Genomic DNA, 17,428 nt, shown 5'->3' on the forward strand with positions numbered 1-17,428 from the left:
AACCTGCTCCCCCTCGCACCCTCCGAGGGACTCGCGGACACGCCGCCGGGCCTCAGTGCCCGCGTACGCGGGGGTGCGGGCCGTACCTTGACCCGGCGGCATGCTCGTCTGCGCCACCCCGCCCACCCCCTCCCGCGTGAGCCGCAAGAACACGGCCGGGGACGGGCTCACAGGTCGAGCGGGTGTCCCCTGGGGCGTGGGGCTGTAGTCGGCTTGTGGGGCGGGATGCGGCCCCAGTGGATGATCGATTTCAACAGGGCGTTCGGCTATCAGCTATCGGCTATGGGCTATCGGCTATCGACCATCGGCTATCGACCATCGGCCATCGACCATCGACCCTCTCACCGCAAACTCGCCCCCCGCGTCCACAGTCCTACCTCCTCCAGCACCTGCCGTCGTACCCGGCGCAGGGTCTTTACCCCGAAGGCGGCCAGGCAGCGGAGGTAGGTGGTGGGGCGGCCCCAGTGCACGATTTCCTTGGCGTACTGCCAGGCGCGGGCGGTGGCGCCGCGCTCCCAGGCCAGCAGGGCGGCGCGGTAGCTCGAGTCGGCCAGGTAGCCGCGGCGGCCCGGGCTCAGCAGGTCGCGCTCGCTGAGGCCGGGGACGGGGTGCTCGCGCAGGAATTCCTGGCTGTAGCGGTAGGTGCCCAGGGCCAGGTCGCGGGCCATGCGCCAGGTGGCCTGTCCGGGGCTCTGCCGCCAGTAGCCCAGCACCTCGGGGACGTAGGTGTAGCCCTGGCCAGGGTGGCCGAGCTCGAGCCAGGTGGGGAAGTCCACGACCGGCAGGTAGTGCGGCTGGCGGAACCCGCCGACGCGCTCGAGGGCCTCCCGCTCGATCATGACGGTGACGGCGGGGATGTAGAAGTCGCCGCGCAGGTAGCCGGCATACAGCTCGCGCGGCGCGAGCGGGCCCAGGTTGGGGTAGCGCGAGCCCGGGATGGCCTGCCCGGCGGCGTTGACGGCCTCCATACGCCCGAAGCTGAGGGGGCGGCCGCCGGCTTGGTGGGCCGGGACCTGCCGCTCGAGCTTGTCGGGGGGCCAGAGGTCGTCGCCGTCGAGCAGGGCGACCAGCGAGCCGCGGGCGGCGTGGAGCATTTGCCGGTAGTTCTCCCCCAGCCGCCATACCCCGCGGTTGTACGGGCTGCGCAGGGGCCGGATGCGCGGGTCGCGGCGGGCGTAGCGCTGCAGCACCTCCCAGGTGTCGTCGCTGGAGCAGTCGTCGAGCACGAGCAATTCCCAGTGGGGGTAGCTCTGTGCCAGGACGCTCTCGAGGGTCGCGGTGAGGTAGGCGCTCTGGTTGTAGGTGGGGGTGAGAATGCTAACCAGGGGGTGATCCATAGATCCTCGCGCGGCAGGGGAATTTTGGGGAAGCCCAGCCTCCCGGCCGAGCGTAGCAAGCGCAACTGTATGCCCGCTGAGCAGGCTGGCCGGGTTCCAAAAACCAGCCTGGCCCGGGGTGTCCTCCCCGGGGTTGGCGCTGCTTTCAGGCGGCTTCGGGTATTTTTAACCGCGCGGTAATTTCAGGCCCGGGGCGAGGGGGCGGCGAGCTGCTTGTAGAAGATCACCGTGTCGCAGTAGCCGTTGGGCTCGAGGGCGAAGTTGGGGATCACCCCGGCCTCCACCCAGCCGAGCCTGCGGTACAGCCGCTCGGCCGTGTAGCCCCGGCAGGTGTCGAGGACGAGCAGGGTGCGCCCGGCCTCGAGCGCGGCCTCCTCGACCGCGCGCATCAGCCGCTCCCCGATCCCCCGCCCGCGGGCGCGGCTATGTACGAGCAGCTTCTGCACCTCGGCGCGGTGCGCCCCGTTGGGGACGCGGGCGAGGTCGAGGGTCACCACGCCCACGACGGCGCCCTCGAGCCGGGCGACGAGCACCACGCGCTGTCCCTCGGCCATGGCCTGCAGGGCCTGCCGCCAGAAGCGGGCGGCCTCCTCGAGGGGCAAAGGCGGCAGGAAGCTCACCGAGGCGCCGCCGTCGACGGCGTCCTTGAGCAGCTCGGCCAGGGCGGGGAGGGCGGTCTCGGCGTCGCGGGGGGTCAGGCGCTCGATCTGCACCATTGGGCCAGTATGGCACAACAGGCCGAAGCCCGGCCGCGGGGGCCGGGCCGGAGGGCGGGGAGTGGGTTCAGGCGTTGGTCTGCTGGGGCACGTGCTTCTGCAGGCGGGCCTCGAAGTTGCGCTTGGGCTGGGCGCCCACGAGCACCTCGGCGGGCTCGCCGTTCTTGAAGAGGATGATGGTGGGGATGCTCATGACGCGGTACCTCATGGCCGTCTGGGGGTTGGCGTCCACGTCGAGCTTGCCTACGGTGACCTTGCCTTCGTACTCCCTGGCGAGCTCCTCGATCACCGGGGCCACCATGCGGCACGGCCCGCACCACTCGGCCCAGAAATCGACCAGCACCAGCTCGTTGTTCTTCAGGGTCTGCTCAAAATTGGCATCGGTCACTTCGATCGGCTTCTCCATAGCTTGCACCTCTAGCTTTGCTTTGCGCTGCTGTCCGCTCCCGAGGACTCCCGGGGTCGAGCGGCTCACACGGCCCACTCTAGCACCGCCCCCCGATCCTAAGGGGAGCAGGGCCACGTTCTGAGCGAGCGGCGCCGCAGGGGGCGCGCGGGCGTCAGTGCGCGGGAGGGCGCTCCTCGAGCCGCCGGCTCCGGCGCCCGCGGCCGCGGGAAAGCCCCCGCCCGGGGAGCACGGGGAGGGCGTGCATCTTCTCGAGCCACCTCTCGGGGTCGACGCGGGTGTGCAGGATCTCGACGAGGGCCTTGTCCCGGCGGTTCTTGAAGGTGGCGGTGGGCCAGTCGTTGATGGGGATGCGCTCGGGGCCGAAGAGCCGCACCTCGAAGTGCAGGTGGGCGCGGTAGGGCTTCTTGACGCGGGTGTCCCCCTTGCCGATGGTGCCGATCTGCTGCCCGGACCGCACCCGCTGGCCCGCCTGCACCAGGACCTGATCGCAGTGGGCGCTCAGCGTCCACACGCCGGGGCCCTCGTGGTGGATGAGGATGAGGTTGCCCCACACCTTGAAAAAGCCCACCTCTACCACGGTGCCGTCGGTGACGGCGTAGACCGGGTCGCCCAGGTCGGTGTCGCCGCCGCCGCGGCCGTTGTAGTCGGCCCCGGGGTGCAGCCAGCCGGTGGCCTGCTCGTAGGCGGGGTCGAGGAAGCCACAGCCCGGCTGCACGCTGTAGCGGTGCGCGGGGAGGCAGGGATGGAAATACAGGCGCTTGACGTTTGCCACGGCAATACCTCCAAAATGCGATACACCCCGACGGGTGGACGCGCGGCGCAGGCGAAGAGGCGGGGAAAGGCGGAGGGTGGTTGGACTCATGGTAGGGCAGGGTTCGCCCGGAAGTCCAGACGGCGGGGAAGGGGGCTGGCTCGAGGCCGCCCCCGAGTTCGCCCACGCCCGCGAGCTGTGGGAGCGCGGGGAGTTCTGGGAGGTGCACGAGGCGCTCGAGCCGTTGTGGATGCGGCTGGAGGGCGAGCGGCGCGAGGCGGTGCACGGCCTGATCCTGCTGGCCGCCGCGCTGCACAAGGCCCGCTCCAGCCCCACCGGCGGCTGGCGCAACTTCGCCAAGGCGCTGCGCCACCTCGAGGGCCTGCCGGGCGTCTACGCCGGGCTCGACCTGAGCGAGACCGTGGCCGAGGTGTGGCGGGCGCTCGAGCGGCCCGGCTACCGGCCGCGCCTGTGCAGGGCCTCCCCCTGAAGCGCCCTCTGGCGAAGCATCGGGAGGCGCATCACGTTTGACACAGGCCTGACAGCGGGCCTCGAGCATGGCGCTGAGCTCTTTAGGAGGAAGCCATGATCCAGCTCGAGCCCGACGCCCAGGAGTTCCACCAGGCCCCCCGCGGCAACCGCAGCCCGGCCACCTGCCGCTGGAAGTGCGGCGACGCCTGCGCCCAGCCCGTCCACAACCAGAGCGAAAACGCCTACGTGCGCGACGTGATCGAGGAGGCCCTCACCCGCCGCGGCTTCCTCTCGGCCAGCGCCGCCGGGCTGTTCGTGCTATCGGGGCTGGGCTCGTTGGCGGGGGCCCGGGCGTCCGGCGGCATCGGCTTCAAGGCCATCGAGCTCTCCACCGAGGACCGCCTGGTGCTGGCCGAGGGCTACAGCTCGGGCGTGGTCATCCGCTGGGGCGATCCCATCGGGCGGGGCGCCCGCCGCTTCGACCTCGCCAACTGGAGCGCCCGCGACCAGGAGGCCGCCTTCGGCTACAACTGCGACTACATCAGCTACCTGCCGCTGCCCTACGGCTCGAGCCGCTCGAGCCGCGCCCTGCTGTGGGCCAACCACGAGTACACCAACCCCGAGCTGATGTTCCCCGGCTACACCCCCGGCAAGCCCACCGAGGAGCAGGTCGGCGTCGAGCTCGCCGCCCACGGCGGCAGCGTGGTGGAGGTGATCCGCAACGCCGACGGCAGCGTGGAGTACCTGCCCGTCTCCGCCTTCAACCGCCGCATCACCGCCCTCACCCCCATGGAGCTCACCGGTCCCGCCGCCGGGCACCCCTGGCTCCAGACCAAGGCCGACCCCAGCGGGCGGCGGGTGCTGGGGATGCTCAACAACTGCGCCGGCGGCACCACCCCCTGGGGCACCGTCCTCACCGCCGAGGAGAACTTCAACCAGTACTTCGCCTTCAACGACGGCGTGAGCAACGAGACCATCAAGAAAATGCACGCCCGCTACGGCCTGCCCGCCAAGGAGTCGGGGCGGCGCTGGGAGGCGTTCTACGACCGCTTCGACCTCACCAAGGAGCCCAACGAGCCCTTCCGCTACGGCTGGATCGTGGAGATCGACCCCTACGACCCCACCATGACCCCCAAGAAACGCACCGCCCTGGGCCGCTTCAAGCACGAGGGCGCCGAGACCAGCCTGGCCGCCGACGGGCGGGTGGTGGCCTACATGGGCGACGACGAGCGCTTCGACTACATGTACAAGTTCGTCTCCAAGGGCCGCTTCAACCCCTCTGACCGCGCGGCCAACCTAAGCCTGCTGGACGAGGGCACCCTCTACGTGGCCCGGCTCAACCCCGACGGCACCGGCGAGTGGCTGCCGCTGGTCTTTGGCAACGGCCCCCTCACCGCCGCCAACGGCTTCGCCAGCCAGGCCGAGGTGCTCATCAACACCCGCGGCGCCGCCGACCTCCTGGGCGCGACCAAGATGGACCGCCCCGAGGACTTCGAGCGCAACCCCGTCACCGGCCTGGTCTACGCGGTGATGACCAACAACTCCCGCCGCACCGCCGCCCAGGTGGACAGGGCCAACCCCCGCCCCGACAACAAGGACGGGCACATCATCGAGATCATGGAGGAAGGCAACGACGCCGGGGCTACCCGTTTCCGCTGGGCGCTGTTCCTGGTCTGCGGCGACCCCAAGGACCCCAGCACCTTCTTCGCCGGCTTCGACAAGGGTAAGGTCTCGCCCATCGCCACCCCCGACAACATCACCTTCGACCGGGCGGGCAACATGTGGGTCGCCACCGACGGCATGGACGGCTCCAACCTCAAGGCCCACGACGCCATCTACGCCGTGCCCACCCAGGGCCCCGAGCGCGGCTACGTGCGCCAGTTCCTGTCGGCCCCCAAGGGCGCGGAGGTCTGCGGTCCGGTCTTCACCCCCGACAACCGCACCCTCTTCGCGGGCATCCAGCACCCCGGCGAGGGCGGCACCATCGAGAAGCCGGTGAGCCTGTGGCCCGACGGCGCGGGGGTGGCCCGCCCCTCGGTGGTCGCCATCCGCAAGAGCGACGGCGGCGTGATCGGCGGCTGAGCCGCCGGCGAGGAAAGCGCCTCGAGTGAGGCCGCGGCACGCGGTCCGGCGGCGAAGACGGGGGTGCGGCCGGGCCCGGGCGTCAGCCGGGGGTTTGCAACGCCCGCACGAGCTGCACCATTTCCACGGCGCTGTACAGCGCCTCCGCGCCTTTGTTGCCCGCCTTGCCCCCGGCCCGGGCCTCGGCCTGCTCGGGGGTGTCGGTGGTGAGCACGCCGAAGGCGACGGGCTTTTCGCTGGCGAGCATGGCCTGCATCAGGCCGCCGGCGGCCTGGGCGCTGACGTACTCGAAGTGCGGGGTCTCCCCGCGGATCACCGCTCCCAGGGCCACTACCCCGTCCACTTCGGGGCGTTGGGCCAGCTTTTTGGCGGCCAGGGGGAGCTCGAAGGAGCCCGGGACCCAGACCGTCCAGGCCTCCTCGAGGTTTCCCCCCAGGCGGGCATAGGCTTCGAGCGCCCCCTCCAGGAGGGCCTTGGTGACGCGCTCGTTGAAGCGGCTCACGGCGAAGGCCAGGCGGACGTCGCGGGCTGAGAGGACGGTTTGAATGCGCCTCATGCGGGCTATCCTACAGGCGGTCGGGCGCTTTTTCGACCGCTGCCCGTCCAAGAAGGCAGCGTGCCCCTACAATCCCGACCTGGCGGTGAGCTAAGCTTTACGGTGCCCTCCTTCAGGGCAGGGTGCGATTCCCGACCGGCGGTGAAAGCCCGCGAAGCCCCCAGGGGCCCGACCCGGTGAAATTCCGGGGCCGACGGTAAAAGTCCGGATGGGAGAAGGAGGTGAGTGCCGGGGCGACCCGGCGGCAGCGTGCTTGAACACCCTTCGCGGCGCGCTCTGGACGAGCGCTATTTACGACGAGCCTTACAACTAGCAGAACGGGCCCGGGGGCATACCCACCCCAACCCCCTGGTAGGCGCGGTGGTCGTCAAGGACGGGCGCATCGTGGGGGAGGGGTACCACCCCAGGGCCGGGGAGCCTCACGCCGAGGTCGTTGCCCTGCGCCAGGCGGGGGAACGGGCCCGGGGGGCTACCCTCTACGTGACCTTAGAACCCTGCGACCACCACGGGCGCACGCCCCCGTGCTCCGTGGCCCTCCTCGAGGCCGGGGTCTGCCGGGCGGTGGTGGCGACTCGCGACCCGCACCCGCAGGCCCGGGGAGGGCTGGAGCGGCTGCGGTCGGCGGGCGTGGAGGTGGAGGTGGGCCTGCTCGAGGCCGAAGCCCGGGCCCAGAACGAGGTGTTCTTCCACGCCCTCCGGCACCGGCGCCCCTTCGTGCTCTGGAAGGCCGCGCTGAGCCTGGACGGCCAGGTGGCTGCCCGCAGCGGCCACGCGGCCTGGGTCTCGAGCCCCCTCTCCCGCCGGGTGGCCCAGGGCTACCGCCAGTGGATGGCGGCAGTGATGGTGGGCGTGGGCACCGTGCTCACCGACGACCCCTGGCTCACCGTGCGCGACCCCGACTTCCGGGCTTTCCCCCACATGCTCGAGCCGCCCCCGCCGCGCGACCCCCTCAAGGTGGTGTTGGACACCGAGGCCCGCACCCCGCCGTCCGCGCGGCTGTTCGCGCCGGGCCCCAGGGGTGAGCCCGCACGGGTGGCGGTGCTGGTGGGGGAGGGAGCCCCCGCCGCGCGGGTCCGGGCCCTCGAGCGCCAGGGGGCGGTGGTGGCCGAACTGCCCCGGGCGGAAGGCCGGGTGAGCCCGGAGGCGGCCTTGGCCTGGCTCTACGCCCGGGGGGTCGATGGGGTGCTGCTGGAAGGCGGCCCTACCCTGGCCGGGTCCCTGCTGCGCGGGGGGTGGGTGGACAAGGCCGCCCTGTTCCTGGCACCCAAGCTGGTGGGGGAGGGGCGGGGGGCCCTGGCGGGGTTCGCCGCCGGGCGCATGGACGAGGCGCTGGGCCTGAAGACGCGGAGGCTGGAGGTCCTGGAGGGGGACATCTGGCTGGAGGCTCATCCGGTCTGGTCTTGAACCGCTGGGTTGCCGCTGTGGCTATCGGCGGCTTACGCGAGAAGCTTGCGAGGTGAGGATGTTTACCGGAATCGTCGAGGAAGCGGGGGTTATCCGCGAGGCCCGCGAGGTGGGCGGGCTGTGGCGGTTGTTCATCGAGGCTGGCCGGGTGCTGGAGGGCACCCGGACCGGGGATTCCGTCGCGGTCTCGGGCGTCTGCCTGACCGTGGTGGAGCTGGGGGCCGGCGGGCTCGCCGTGGAGCTGGCGAAGGAGACCCTTCGCCGCACGGCGGCGCGCTGGGAGGTGGGCCGGAGGGTCAACCTCGAGCGCTCATTGGCGCTGGGTGGCCGGCTGGGCGGGCATCTCGTCACGGGCCACGTGGACGGGCCGGCCCGGGTGGTGGGGGTGAACCGCGAGGCGGGAGCCTGGGACGTCGCTCTCGAGGTGCCGCGGGAACTGGCCCGCTACGTCGCCCCCAAGGGCTCGGTAGCCCTGGACGGGGTTTCGCTGACCGTGGCCGGGGTCCGTGACAACCGCTTCTGGGTGACGCTGATCCCCCACACCCTGGAGGTCACCACCCTGAAGGAACTGGCGGAGGGGGACGAGGTGAACTTCGAGGCCGACCTGCTGGCCCGTTACCTCGAGCGCCTGGTGGCCGTGCGGGGAGGGGACGATGCTTAGCCCGGTCCCCGAGCTTCTGGAGGAGCTCAGGGCCGGCCGCCCCGTGGTCCTGGTGGACGACGAGGACCGGGAGAACGAGGGCGACTTGGTCCTGCCCGCCGAGCACGCGACCGCCGCGTGGATGGCCTTCATGATCCGCTACACCGGCGGGGTGGTCTGCCTGGCGATGACCGAAGCCTGGGCCGACCGCCTCGAGCTGCCGCCCATGGTACGCGACAACACCGCCCCCCGGGGCACCGCCTTCACCGTCTCCATCGAGGCCCGCGAGGGGGTGACCACCGGCATCTGTGCCGCCGACCGGGCCGCCACCGTGCGCCTGGCGGCCGAAGACGGGGTGACGGCCGCGGACTTCGTGCGGCCGGGTCACGTCTTCCCGCTGCGGGCCAGGGACGGCGGGGTGCTGCGCCGCGCGGGCCATACCGAGGCCAGCGTGGACCTGTGCCGCCTGGCCGGGCTCAAGCCCGTAGCGGCCATCAGCGAGCTCATGCACGACGACGGCACCATGATGCGCCTGCCGGCCATCCTGGAGTTCGCCGGTCGGCACGGCCTCAAGGTCGGCACCATCGCCGACCTGGTCCGCTACCGCCTGGAGCGCGGCGACCGCTCCGTGGTGCGCGAGGCCGAAGCCGCCCTGCCCACCCGGTACGGGGAGTTCAGGGTCGTCGGGTACCGCGACGCCCTCACCGGCCAGGAGCACGCCGCGCTGGTGATGGGGGCGATCACGGACGGCGGGCCGGTGCTGGTGCGCGTGCACTCGGAGTGCCTCACCGGGGACGCCTTCCACAGCCTGCGCTGCGACTGCGGCTTCCAGCGCGACCTGTCCCTCGAGCGCATCGCCCGGGAGGGCCGTGGGGTGCTGGTCTACCTGCGGCAGGAGGGGCGGGGCATCGGCCTCATCAACAAGATCCGGGCCTACTCCCTGCAGGACACGGGCTTAGACACCGTGGAGGCCAACCTGGCCCTGGGCTTCCCCCCGGACCTGCGCGACTACGGGGTGGGGGCGCAGATCCTCCGCGAGCTGGGCATTCGCCGGTTGCGCCTCCTCACCAACAACCCCCGCAAGGTGCGGGCCCTCCGCGGCTTCGGCCTCGAGGTCCTCGAGCGGGTGCCTTTGCGGGCGGGGGATAACCCCCATAACGCGAAGTACCTGGCGGCCAAGCGGGAGCGGCTGGGCCACTGGCTCGGGGATTGAGGGGTGGGGCGTTCCTCGCCCGCGTTGTCCGGGATTGACAGGGGGGGGAGGAGGGGCACGATAAGCTAGGGGCGTGCAATCGTACGTCTACGCCTACCGGGGCGGCCTGATCGAGAACCGCCACCGCGTCTCCCTCGCCGTCGTCAACCCCGCGGGCGAGCTGCTGGCCCACAGCGGCGACCCCCAGCTCAGCGCCCACCTGCGCTCCTCGGCCAAGCCCTTCCAGGCGCTGGCGCTGTACCTGAGCGGGGCCGTCGAGCGCTTCGGCATCACCCCCGAGGAAGTGGCGCTCACCTGCGCCTCCCACGACGGCACCGCCCGCCACGTCGCGGTGTCGGCGGCCTACCTGCAAAAGATCGGCCTCGAGCCCTCCGCCCTGGTGTGCGGCGTCCACCCGCCCTTCTCCCGCAGCGCGCGCAAGGCGCTCGAGCAGGCCGGGGAGAAGCCCACCGTGCTGCACAACAACTGCTCGGGCAAGCACACCGGCATGATGGCGGCGGCGCTGGCGCTGGGCGCGAGCCCCCAGGGCTACGAGCAGCCCACCCACCCCGTGCAACAGCTCAACCTGCGCGTCCTGCGCGACCTCAGCGGCGTGGGGGAGGTGCCCTACGGCGTGGACGGGTGCAGCGTCCCCACCTTCGTGCTGCCCCTGGCCGCCGCCGCCCGGATGTTCGCCCACCTGGCCGCCCCCGAGACCGCCCCCGAGCCCTACCGGGCGGGCCTCGAGGCCGTCTACCAGGCCATGCGCGCCCACCCCGACCTGGTGGCCGGCTTCGAGAGCATCGACACCGCGCTGATGGAAAAAGTCCCCGGCCTCGTCGCCAAGCGCGGCGCGGACGGCTATTACGGCATGGCCCTGCGCGAGAGCCGCTGGGGCCCCGTCGGCGTCACGCTCAAGGTCGAGGACGGCTCGCAGGTCGCCCGCGAGCCCGCCGTGATCCGGCTGCTGGAACTGCTGGGCGCGCTCTCGCCCGAGGAGCCCCTCGAGTGGCGCCGCCCCCTGCTCAAGAACGTTCGGGGCCTCGAGGTCGGCTGGCTCGAGCCCAAGCTCGAGCTCCACTGGGCCTGAGGCTCGGGGAAGCCTTGGAAAGGCGCACGCGGTAGCGTTTTGCGTCCCGCGTTCGGCGTTCGGCTATCGGCTTTCGACAAATCTTGAGTCCAGGACTCAAGATTGAGGCTATATGTCCTGCGGCCCGGGTGCCATGCTAGGGCCGGGTAGGGCGCGCATGGCCTGGATCCTCCGGTGGGCCCAGAACCCGGTCGCGAGGGGCTCGTTCCTCACCGGGCTGACCCTCCTCGGCTTGCTGGCGGGCTTGGGGCTCGAGCGGCTCGAGCAGCCGGGGCTGATGTGGGCGGCCTACGGCGTCGCCTTCCTGGCGGGGGGCGTGCCCTCGGCCGTCAGTGCGGTCCGGGCGCTGCTGCGCGAGCGCAAGCTGGACGTCAACTTGCTGATGGTGGCGGCGGCCTTGGGGGCGGCGAGCGTGGGCCACGCCGACGACGGGGCGATCCTGCTCTTCCTCTTCAGCCTCTCCAACACCCTGCAGGACTGGGCCATGGCCCGCACCAAGCGCGCCATCCGGGCCCTCATGGCCCTCAAGCCGGCCGGGGCCACCGTGCGGCGGGGCGGGCAGGAGGTGTGGGTCGCCCTGGGGGCCCTCCAGGTCGGGGACGAGCTGCTCGTGCGGCCCGGGGAGCGCTTCCCCGCCGACGCCACCGTCCTCAGCGGCCAGAGCAGCGTGGACGAAAGCATGCTCACCGGGGAGTCGGTCCCGGTGGACAAGGGCCCCGGCGACCGCCTCTACAGCGGCAGCCTCAACCAGCAGGGCGTGGTCGTGGCGCGGGTGGACAAGCCGGCAGGGGAGAGCACCCTGGCCCGGCTGATCGCGCTCGTCGAGCAGGCCCAGGCCGCCAAGAGCCCCACCGAGCGCTTCGCCGCCCGCTTCGAGGGGCCCTACACCGTGGCGGTGCTGCTGTCCGCGCCGCTTTTGTTCGTGCTGTTCTACTACGGCCTGGGGGTCGAGGCCGCGGCCGCCTGGTACCGCGCCATGACCTTCCTGGTCGTCGCCAGCCCCTGTGCGGTGGTGATCGCCACGCCCGCGGCGGTGCTCTCGGCCATGGCCGCCGGGGCGCGGATGGGGGTGCTGTTCAAGAGCGGGGCCGCCCTCGAGGCCCTCTCGCGGGTTAGGATCATCGCCCTGGACAAGACCGGCACCCTCACCGAGGGCCGCATGAAGCTGGTGGCGGTGGTGCCGCTGGAGGGCAGCGAGCCCGAGGCCCACGCCCTGGCGGCGGGCCTCGAGCGCCACAGCGAGCACCCCATCGCCCGGGCCATCGTGCACAGCTACGCGGGCCCGGTCCCCCCCGTCGGGGAGGTCCGGGCCCTGCGGGGCAGGGGAATCGTGGGCCGGGCGCAGGCGGTGCTGGCCGGCGACCCCGCGGCCGGCCTCGAGCCCGAGACGGTCTGGGCCGGCACGCGCGCCCTGGCCCGCGAGCAGGGGGCGTCCCTCAGCCCCGACGCCGAGGCGCACCTGGCCTCGCTCGAGGCCCAGGGCCTCACCACCATGCTGCTGGGCCGGGGGAACCGGGTCGTGGCCCTGCTGGCCGTGGCCGACACCCCCCGCCCTGAAGCCCGGCACGCCGTCGCTACCTTGCGGCAGCGGGGCCTGCGGGTGGCGATGCTCACCGGCGACCGCGAGGCCGTGGCCCGCCACGTCGCCTGGGAGCTGGGCCTGGAGGAGGTCCACGCCGAGCTCCTGCCCGAGCACAAGCTCGACACCCTCCGCGCCCTGCGCGCCGAAGGCAAGGTGGCGATGGTGGGCGACGGCATCAACGACGCCCCCGCCCTGGCCATGGCCGACGTGGGCGTCTCGATGGGCTCCGGCACCGACGTGGCCCTCGAGAGCGCCGACTTGGTGCTGATGAAGAACGACCTCTCGAGGCTGGCGGGCGCCCTCGACCTCGCCCGCGCCACCATGCGCACCGTGCGCTTCAACCTGGGCTTCGCCCTGGGCGTCATCGTGGTCGTGGGGACGCTCTCGCTGTTCGGCTTTGTGCCCCTGCCCCTGGGCGTGGTGGCGCACGAGGGGGGAACGGTCTTCGTGTGCCTGGTGGGGCTGCGGCTGCTGGGCCACCCGGTGCGGTCGTAGCTTCGGCCCCACCCGGTCGCGGCTTTGGTATACCGGGCCTTGACCCCCTGCCCCCCGACCCTCGACAATACTCGGGTATGCGAGGCTTGTCCCAGCGCGTCAAGACGCTCAAACCCAGTGCTACGGTGGCGGTCAACGCCAAGGCCCTCGAGCTGCGCCGCCAGGGCGTGGACCTGGTCGCCATGACCGCGGGCGAGCCCGACTTTGACACCCCCCAGCACATCAAGGATGCGGCCCTGCGGGCCATGCAGGCGGGCAAGACCAAGTACGCGCCCCCGGCCGGCATCCCCGAGCTGCGCGAGGCCATCAGCGCCAAGTTCAAGCGCGAGAACGGGCTCGAGATCCCCGCCGACCAGACCGTGGTCACGGTGGGGGGCAAGCAGGCGCTGTTCAACCTCTTCCAGGCCATCCTCGACCCGGGCGACGAGGTGATCGTCATCGGGCCCTACTGGGTGTCCTACCCCGAGATGGTGCGCTTCGCCGAAGGCAAGCCGGTCGAGGTGCTCACCGGCCCCGAGTCGGGCTTCGTGCCCGACCCCGAGGAGATCGAGCGCAAGGTCACGCCGCGCACCAAGGCGCTGGTGCTCAACTCCCCGGGCAACCCCACCGGCGCGGTGTACCCGCCCGAGGTGATCCGGGCCATCGCCGAGCTCGCCAACAAGCACGACTTCTACCTCGTCTCCGACGAGATCTACGAGCACCTGATCTACGAGGGCGAGCACTTCTCCCCGGCCCACGTCGCCCCCGACCGCACCATCACCGTCAACGGCGCGGCCAAGGCCTACGCCATGACCGGCTGGCGCATCGGCTACGCGGGCGGGCCCAAGGACGTGATCAAGGGCATCATCGACGTCTCGAGCCAGTCCACCACCTCCCCCGACACCATCGCCCAGTGGGCCATGGTCGAGGCGCTCACCAACACCGAGGCCTCGAGCCAGTTCATCGCCATGGCCCGCGAGGCCTACCGCAAGCGCCGCGACCTCATCGTGAAGGGCCTCAACGACATCGGCCTCACCACGCCCATGGTCAACGGCGCCTTCTACGTGCTTTCCGACACCAGCCGCATCGACCCCGACGAGAACAAGGCCGCGCTGCGGATGCTCGAGGAGGCCAAGGTCGCGGTGGTGCCCGGCACCGACTTCGCCGCGCCCCACCACGTGCGCTTCAGCTACGCCACCAGCGAGGCCAACATTCAGAAGGCGCTCGAGCGCCTGGCCGGACTGGTCAAGGTGCGCTAGCCCGGTTCAGGCCTCCAGCCGCCAGTCGATCTCGCCCCGCCCTGCCGCGCGCAGGGCGGCGTTGATCTTGGAGAAGGGCCTCGAGCCGAAGAAGCCGTTCTTGGCCGAGAGCGGGGAGGGGTGGGCCGACTGGATGACGCTGTGGCGGCGGGCGTCGATGAGCCCGAGCTTCTTCTGGGCGTGAGCGCCCCACAGCACGAAGACCACCGGCTCGGCCTTGGCGCTCACGGCGCGGATCACCGCGTCGGTGAACTGCTCCCAGCCCTTGCCCTTGTGCGAGGCGGGCTCGTGGGCCCGCACGGTGAGCGAGGTGTTGAGCAGCAATACGCCCTGCTCGGCCCAGCGCTTGAGGTAGCCGGTCTTGGGGCGGGGGATGCCGAGGTCGGCCTCGAGCTCGCGGAAGATGTTGAGCAGGCTGGGCGGGGGCCGCACCCCGGGCCGCACGCTGAAGGCCAGCCCGTGGGCCTGCCCCTCGTCGTGGTAGGGGTCCTGCCCCACGACCAGCACCCGCACCTCGTCGTAGGGCGTGTAGCGCAGGGCGTTGAACACGTCCTCCTGCGGCGGGAAGACCTGGTGCTGGGCGCGCTCGGCCTCGAGGAAGGCCTCGAGCTTGTCCATGTAGGGCTTGTCGAACTCCTCCCGGAGGACGGGCTTCCAGGGGGGCGGGATCTGCTCGAGCAGGTTCATGGGAGGGCTCCTCCGAACGGCGTGACCTCCGTAGGCTACGGAGGGGGCGCGGCAGCGTCAAGCGCGGGGCACTCTCAGGCGCCTCAAACCCGCCTCGAGCCCGGGGTCTGCTAATATAGGCATTGACCTATGGACTCGCCGGATATCCTGACCTTCAGCACGCCCAAGGTGGAGACGCCTTCGGTCGAGGCGATGCCCTCGCCCACCCTCGAGCTCGCCTACGTCTACTACGTGCTGAACCGTCCCGATAGCCAGCAGAAGGGCCGCGAGATGCCCTGGCTGGGCCTGCTCTACGAGCAACACCCCGAGCTCGTGGAGCGGGTCCGCACCTTCTGGCCCGAAGCGGAGCGCGACTACGCCGGCTTCGACCTCTTCTGGCTCGTGGCCGACCTGGGCTACGCCCGCGACCCCAGCCCCCAGCGCCTGCTCGACGACCTCGCGAGGCTGCCGGGCCGCTTCGTCAAGCACCTCGAGGCCCAGCGCCGCAAGGTGCTCGCCGAGTGCACGGGCGACGAGGCGCGCCAGAAGAAGGAGACCAAGAAGTTCCAGGGGCCCCTCGACCGCTTCAACCGGCTCAAGCAGGGCAAGGAGATCCGCCGCTACACCCAGATGCTCGGCGACCTGTGGGCGGTGCTCGAGCCCCTGTGGCTGGGGGAGGGGCTGGAGGAGGCCCGCCGGGCGAGCGAGCTGTTCCAGGCCAAGTACCAGCACAGCGGGGACGTGCTCGAGGCCCTGCCGCCCCACCACTTCGTCCAGTTCGAGGCGGCGGTCGAGGAGATCCGGGCCTCCCAGAAGAAGGGCTCGCTGGTGGTGGTGCCGCTGTACTTCGCGCTGGGCGGGGGCTTCAACTTCGACATGGCCGACGCCCACTACATCGGCTACGGCATCCAGAGCGAGCGCTTCTACGAAGAGCTCAGCGCCCAGGTGGAGGCCAGCGCCGCGCACATGAAGGCCCTGGCCGACCCCACCCGCCTCATGCTCCTGACCCTCATCGCCCGCTACGAGAGCTTCGCCATGACCGTCAGCGACCTCGCCAAGCAGCTCGGGGTGAGCCAGCCCACCGCCAGCGGCCACCTCAAGCAGCTCAAGGAGGCGGGCCTGGTCAGCTTCGAGAAGCACGGCAACAAGACCCTCCACAAGGTCAACAGCGCGGCCTTGGAGGCCACCCTCGAGGGCCTGCGCAAGCTGCTGCTCCACCCTAAGTAGATAGCCTATTGACAATATAGCCAACTGCCTATACACTCCTTTCATAGGAGGTTGGCTATGAAGTTTACGTACGACGTACTGCAAGCCAAGGCCAACGAGCACATCGCCCGGCTCCGCCAGGAGGCCGAGGTAGAGCGCTCGCTGCGGCAGAAAGTGAAGGAAGCTGTCCAGGTCCTGGCCTCTGCTCGTCGGCGCGAACGGCGCCAGCCCACCTCCGAAGCTCCCTCGCGGCGTTCCGCCTAGAGCCGAGCTGAGACGGACCCGGTCAGAATTGAGCCTCCTGACCGGGCCTGTTTTTTAATCCCGCACCCTTGTATAGGCAAGTGGCAATACAGGATGGAGGAGGTCAGAGTATGGCTGCCGAGACCCAGGCCCGCACCACCCTTACCCAGAGCGTTCAGGCCCCCCGCGCCTCCGTGTTCGAGGCCTTCACCACTGCCACGCGGCTGTGCGAGTGGTTCAGCTACGACGCGCAGCTCGAGGCCGCCCCCGGCGGGCGCTTCTACGCCTACTGGCGCGAGCCCGGCTTCTACGCGGTGGGGGAGTACCTCGAGGTGCGGGCCCCCGAGCTCATCCGCCTGCGCTGGTCCGACAAGGACAACCCCCAGCCCGTCGAGGTCGAGATCGCCTTCGCCGAGTCGGAGGGCGGGACCGAGGTGAGCGTGCACCACCCCGCCATGCCGGCGGCGCTCGAGCCCCTGTGGCGGCGGGCGCTGGCGGTGCTCGCGAGCACCCAGGAGCGCGGCTACCACCTCGACCTGCTCGAGCGCCCCATGCTGGGGGTGCTGCTCAGCGGCGACGTCACCGCGGAGAACGCCGGGCAGTACGGGGTCCCGGTGGCCTACGGCGCGGCCTTGCAGGGCACGCTGGCGGGCCTGTCGGCCGAGGCCGCAGGCCTGCGGCAGGGCGACGTGATCGTGGGGATGGACGGCAAGGAGGTTCGCACCGTGCAGGACATCCCGCCCATCACCCGCCAGCACAAGGCCGGGGACACCGTCGTGGTCGAGTTCTACCGGGGCGCCGAGCGGCACGCCGTGCCGATGGAGCTTCGGCCGCGCAACCTGCACCCCTACCCCGAGAGCCTGGAGGACCTGGCCCGCACGATGGCCCGCGAGAAGGAGCGGCTCATCGGCGAGCTGCGGGCCCTGCTGGCGGGCGCCACCGACGCCGAGGCCGAGCGGGCGCCCGCGCCGGGCAAGTGGAACGCCAAGCAGATCCTCGCCCACCTCGTCGCCAGCGAGCGGGAGAGCCAGGCCTTCATCGCCTCGCTGGCGGTGGGCAACGAGCTCGAGGTCTTTACCGCCAACCTCGACGCCCGTGTCAACGCCCTCGTCCGGCGCTACCCCACCCTGGCCGCGCTGGTGCAGGCCCTCGAGGACGCCTACGCCGAGACGCTCGAGATCGTCCGGGGCCTCCCCCAGGACTTCTTAGCCCGCAAGGCCAGCGTGGTGCGGGTCCAGCTCGCCGCTGAGGCCGACCCCTTCCACGTGCGGCACCACTTCGGCCAGGTCCGGCGCGCGCTCGAGGCCGCCCGCCAGGCGGCGTAGGGCGCGCGGCCGTCCGGGGTCGCGG

17 protein-coding genes and 1 riboswitch are annotated in these 17,428 nt (G+C 71.4%); of the genes, 11 read left to right on the forward strand and 6 right to left on the reverse strand.

The window, feature by feature from the left end:
• Positions 1 to 341: 341 nt before the first annotated feature.
• From MEICH_RS26930 to MEICH_RS26935, 4 genes are all read right to left on the reverse strand, one after another.
• A complete protein-coding gene (locus MEICH_RS26930; RefSeq protein ID WP_051303927.1) occupies positions 342 to 1,337 on the reverse strand; it encodes a glycosyltransferase family 2 protein in 996 nt (331 codons plus the stop codon).
• 182 nt (positions 1,338 to 1,519) lie between these two features.
• Complete coding sequence (locus tag MEICH_RS0105265) at positions 1,520 to 2,053, reverse strand: GNAT family N-acetyltransferase (RefSeq protein WP_027891743.1); 534 nt, start codon at positions 2,051 to 2,053, stop codon at positions 1,520 to 1,522.
• A 67-nt stretch (positions 2,054 to 2,120) separates the two neighbouring features.
• The gene (gene trxA / locus MEICH_RS0105270) at positions 2,121 to 2,468 is read right to left on the reverse strand and encodes a thioredoxin (protein WP_275052622.1); all 348 of its coding nucleotides are present in this window, start codon (positions 2,466 to 2,468) and stop codon (positions 2,121 to 2,123) included.
• A 145-nt stretch (positions 2,469 to 2,613) separates the two neighbouring features.
• Positions 2,614 to 3,234: a murein hydrolase activator EnvC family protein gene (locus tag MEICH_RS26935; protein ID WP_051303928.1), complete on the reverse strand. Its 621-nt coding sequence runs from the start codon at positions 3,232 to 3,234 to the stop codon at positions 2,614 to 2,616.
• Positions 3,235 to 3,322: 88 nt separating this feature from the next.
• Between MEICH_RS26935 and MEICH_RS23725 the strand changes: the two genes are divergently transcribed.
• Positions 3,323 to 3,703, forward strand: a complete 381-nt coding sequence (locus tag MEICH_RS23725) for a DUF309 domain-containing protein (RefSeq protein ID WP_084542189.1) — start codon at positions 3,323 to 3,325, stop codon at positions 3,701 to 3,703.
• A gap of 95 nt (positions 3,704 to 3,798) precedes the next feature.
• Complete coding sequence (locus tag MEICH_RS0105285) at positions 3,799 to 5,766, forward strand: PhoX family protein (RefSeq protein WP_027891745.1); 1,968 nt, start codon at positions 3,799 to 3,801, stop codon at positions 5,764 to 5,766.
• 82 nt (positions 5,767 to 5,848) lie between these two features.
• Here the strand turns inward: MEICH_RS0105285 and ribH are convergent, their stop codons facing one another.
• Positions 5,849 to 6,322, reverse strand: a complete 474-nt coding sequence (gene ribH / locus MEICH_RS0105290) for a 6,7-dimethyl-8-ribityllumazine synthase (RefSeq protein WP_027891746.1) — start codon at positions 6,320 to 6,322, stop codon at positions 5,849 to 5,851.
• Positions 6,323 to 6,426: 104 nt separating this feature from the next.
• A riboswitch (FMN riboswitch) is annotated at positions 6,427 to 6,546 on the forward strand.
• 25 nt (positions 6,547 to 6,571) lie between these two features.
• Between ribH and ribD the strand changes: the two genes are divergently transcribed.
• The 6 genes from ribD to MEICH_RS0105320 all read left to right on the forward strand — a co-directional run bounded on the left by ribD (position 6,572) and on the right by MEICH_RS0105320 (position 13,963).
• On the forward strand, positions 6,572 to 7,726 hold the full coding sequence (gene ribD / locus MEICH_RS0105295; RefSeq protein WP_027891747.1) for a bifunctional diaminohydroxyphosphoribosylaminopyrimidine deaminase/5-amino-6-(5-phosphoribosylamino)uracil reductase RibD: 1,155 nt from the start codon (positions 6,572 to 6,574) through the stop codon (positions 7,724 to 7,726).
• A gap of 58 nt (positions 7,727 to 7,784) precedes the next feature.
• Positions 7,785 to 8,387, forward strand: a complete 603-nt coding sequence (locus tag MEICH_RS0105300; RefSeq protein ID WP_027891748.1) for a riboflavin synthase — start codon at positions 7,785 to 7,787, stop codon at positions 8,385 to 8,387.
• Positions 8,380 to 9,579, forward strand: a complete 1,200-nt coding sequence (locus MEICH_RS0105305) for a bifunctional 3,4-dihydroxy-2-butanone-4-phosphate synthase/GTP cyclohydrolase II (protein WP_027891749.1) — start codon at positions 8,380 to 8,382, stop codon at positions 9,577 to 9,579. Before MEICH_RS0105300 ends, MEICH_RS0105305 begins: the two co-directional genes overlap by 8 nt.
• A gap of 73 nt (positions 9,580 to 9,652) precedes the next feature.
• Positions 9,653 to 10,648, forward strand: a complete 996-nt coding sequence (locus MEICH_RS0105310; protein WP_027891750.1) for an asparaginase — start codon at positions 9,653 to 9,655, stop codon at positions 10,646 to 10,648.
• Between the two features lie 157 nt (positions 10,649 to 10,805).
• Positions 10,806 to 12,725 (forward strand): heavy metal translocating P-type ATPase, encoded by a 1,920-nt coding sequence (locus MEICH_RS23730; RefSeq protein ID WP_036218349.1) that lies wholly within the window; start codon positions 10,806 to 10,808, stop codon positions 12,723 to 12,725.
• 77 nt (positions 12,726 to 12,802) lie between these two features.
• Positions 12,803 to 13,963 carry a pyridoxal phosphate-dependent aminotransferase gene (locus MEICH_RS0105320; RefSeq protein WP_027891751.1) on the forward strand — a complete coding sequence of 387 codons (1,161 nt, stop codon included), beginning with the start codon at positions 12,803 to 12,805 and terminating at the stop codon, positions 13,961 to 13,963.
• A gap of 6 nt (positions 13,964 to 13,969) precedes the next feature.
• Here the strand turns inward: MEICH_RS0105320 and ung are convergent, their stop codons facing one another.
• Positions 13,970 to 14,650, reverse strand: a complete 681-nt coding sequence (gene ung / locus MEICH_RS0105325) for a uracil-DNA glycosylase (RefSeq protein ID WP_036218351.1) — start codon at positions 14,648 to 14,650, stop codon at positions 13,970 to 13,972.
• Positions 14,651 to 14,779: 129 nt separating this feature from the next.
• Between ung and MEICH_RS26940 the strand changes: the two genes are divergently transcribed.
• From MEICH_RS26940 to MEICH_RS0105340, 3 genes are all read left to right on the forward strand, one after another.
• The gene (locus tag MEICH_RS26940) at positions 14,780 to 15,856 is read left to right on the forward strand and encodes a metalloregulator ArsR/SmtB family transcription factor (RefSeq protein WP_051303930.1); all 1,077 of its coding nucleotides are present in this window, start codon (positions 14,780 to 14,782) and stop codon (positions 15,854 to 15,856) included.
• Between the two features lie 57 nt (positions 15,857 to 15,913).
• Positions 15,914 to 16,099 (forward strand): hypothetical protein, encoded by a 186-nt coding sequence (locus MEICH_RS0105335; protein WP_027891753.1) that lies wholly within the window; start codon positions 15,914 to 15,916, stop codon positions 16,097 to 16,099.
• A 110-nt stretch (positions 16,100 to 16,209) separates the two neighbouring features.
• Positions 16,210 to 17,403, forward strand: a complete 1,194-nt coding sequence (locus tag MEICH_RS0105340; protein ID WP_027891754.1) for an SRPBCC domain-containing protein — start codon at positions 16,210 to 16,212, stop codon at positions 17,401 to 17,403.
• Positions 17,404 to 17,428 lie beyond the last annotated feature (25 nt).

It is taken from the genome of Calidithermus chliarophilus DSM 9957 (assembly GCF_000430045.1).
Classification (GTDB): Bacteria; Deinococcota; Deinococci; order Deinococcales; family Thermaceae; genus Calidithermus; species Calidithermus chliarophilus.

Coding starts and splice junctions, on each gene's coding strand:
- MEICH_RS0105305 (WP_027891749.1), top strand. CDS start 8,380: ATGCTTAGCCCGGTCCCCGAGCTTCTGGAGGAGCTCAGGGCCGGCCGC.
- MEICH_RS0105285 (WP_027891745.1), top strand. CDS start 3,799: ATGATCCAGCTCGAGCCCGACGCCCAGGAGTTCCACCAGGCCCCCCGC.
- MEICH_RS0105320 (WP_027891751.1), top strand. CDS start 12,803: ATGCGAGGCTTGTCCCAGCGCGTCAAGACGCTCAAACCCAGTGCTACG.
- ribH (WP_027891746.1), bottom strand. CDS start 6,322: ATGAGGCGCATTCAAACCGTCCTCTCAGCCCGCGACGTCCGCCTGGCC.
- MEICH_RS0105335 (WP_027891753.1), top strand. CDS start 15,914: ATGAAGTTTACGTACGACGTACTGCAAGCCAAGGCCAACGAGCACATC.
- MEICH_RS23730 (WP_036218349.1), top strand. CDS start 10,806: ATGGCCTGGATCCTCCGGTGGGCCCAGAACCCGGTCGCGAGGGGCTCG.
- MEICH_RS0105265 (WP_027891743.1), bottom strand. CDS start 2,053: ATGGTGCAGATCGAGCGCCTGACCCCCCGCGACGCCGAGACCGCCCTC.
- MEICH_RS26940 (WP_051303930.1), top strand. CDS start 14,780: ATGGACTCGCCGGATATCCTGACCTTCAGCACGCCCAAGGTGGAGACG.
- ung (WP_036218351.1), bottom strand. CDS start 14,650: ATGAACCTGCTCGAGCAGATCCCGCCCCCCTGGAAGCCCGTCCTCCGG.
- MEICH_RS26930 (WP_051303927.1), bottom strand. CDS start 1,337: ATGGATCACCCCCTGGTTAGCATTCTCACCCCCACCTACAACCAGAGC.
- MEICH_RS0105300 (WP_027891748.1), top strand. CDS start 7,785: ATGTTTACCGGAATCGTCGAGGAAGCGGGGGTTATCCGCGAGGCCCGC.
- MEICH_RS0105340 (WP_027891754.1), top strand. CDS start 16,210: ATGGCTGCCGAGACCCAGGCCCGCACCACCCTTACCCAGAGCGTTCAG.
- MEICH_RS23725 (WP_084542189.1), top strand. CDS start 3,323: ATGGTAGGGCAGGGTTCGCCCGGAAGTCCAGACGGCGGGGAAGGGGGC.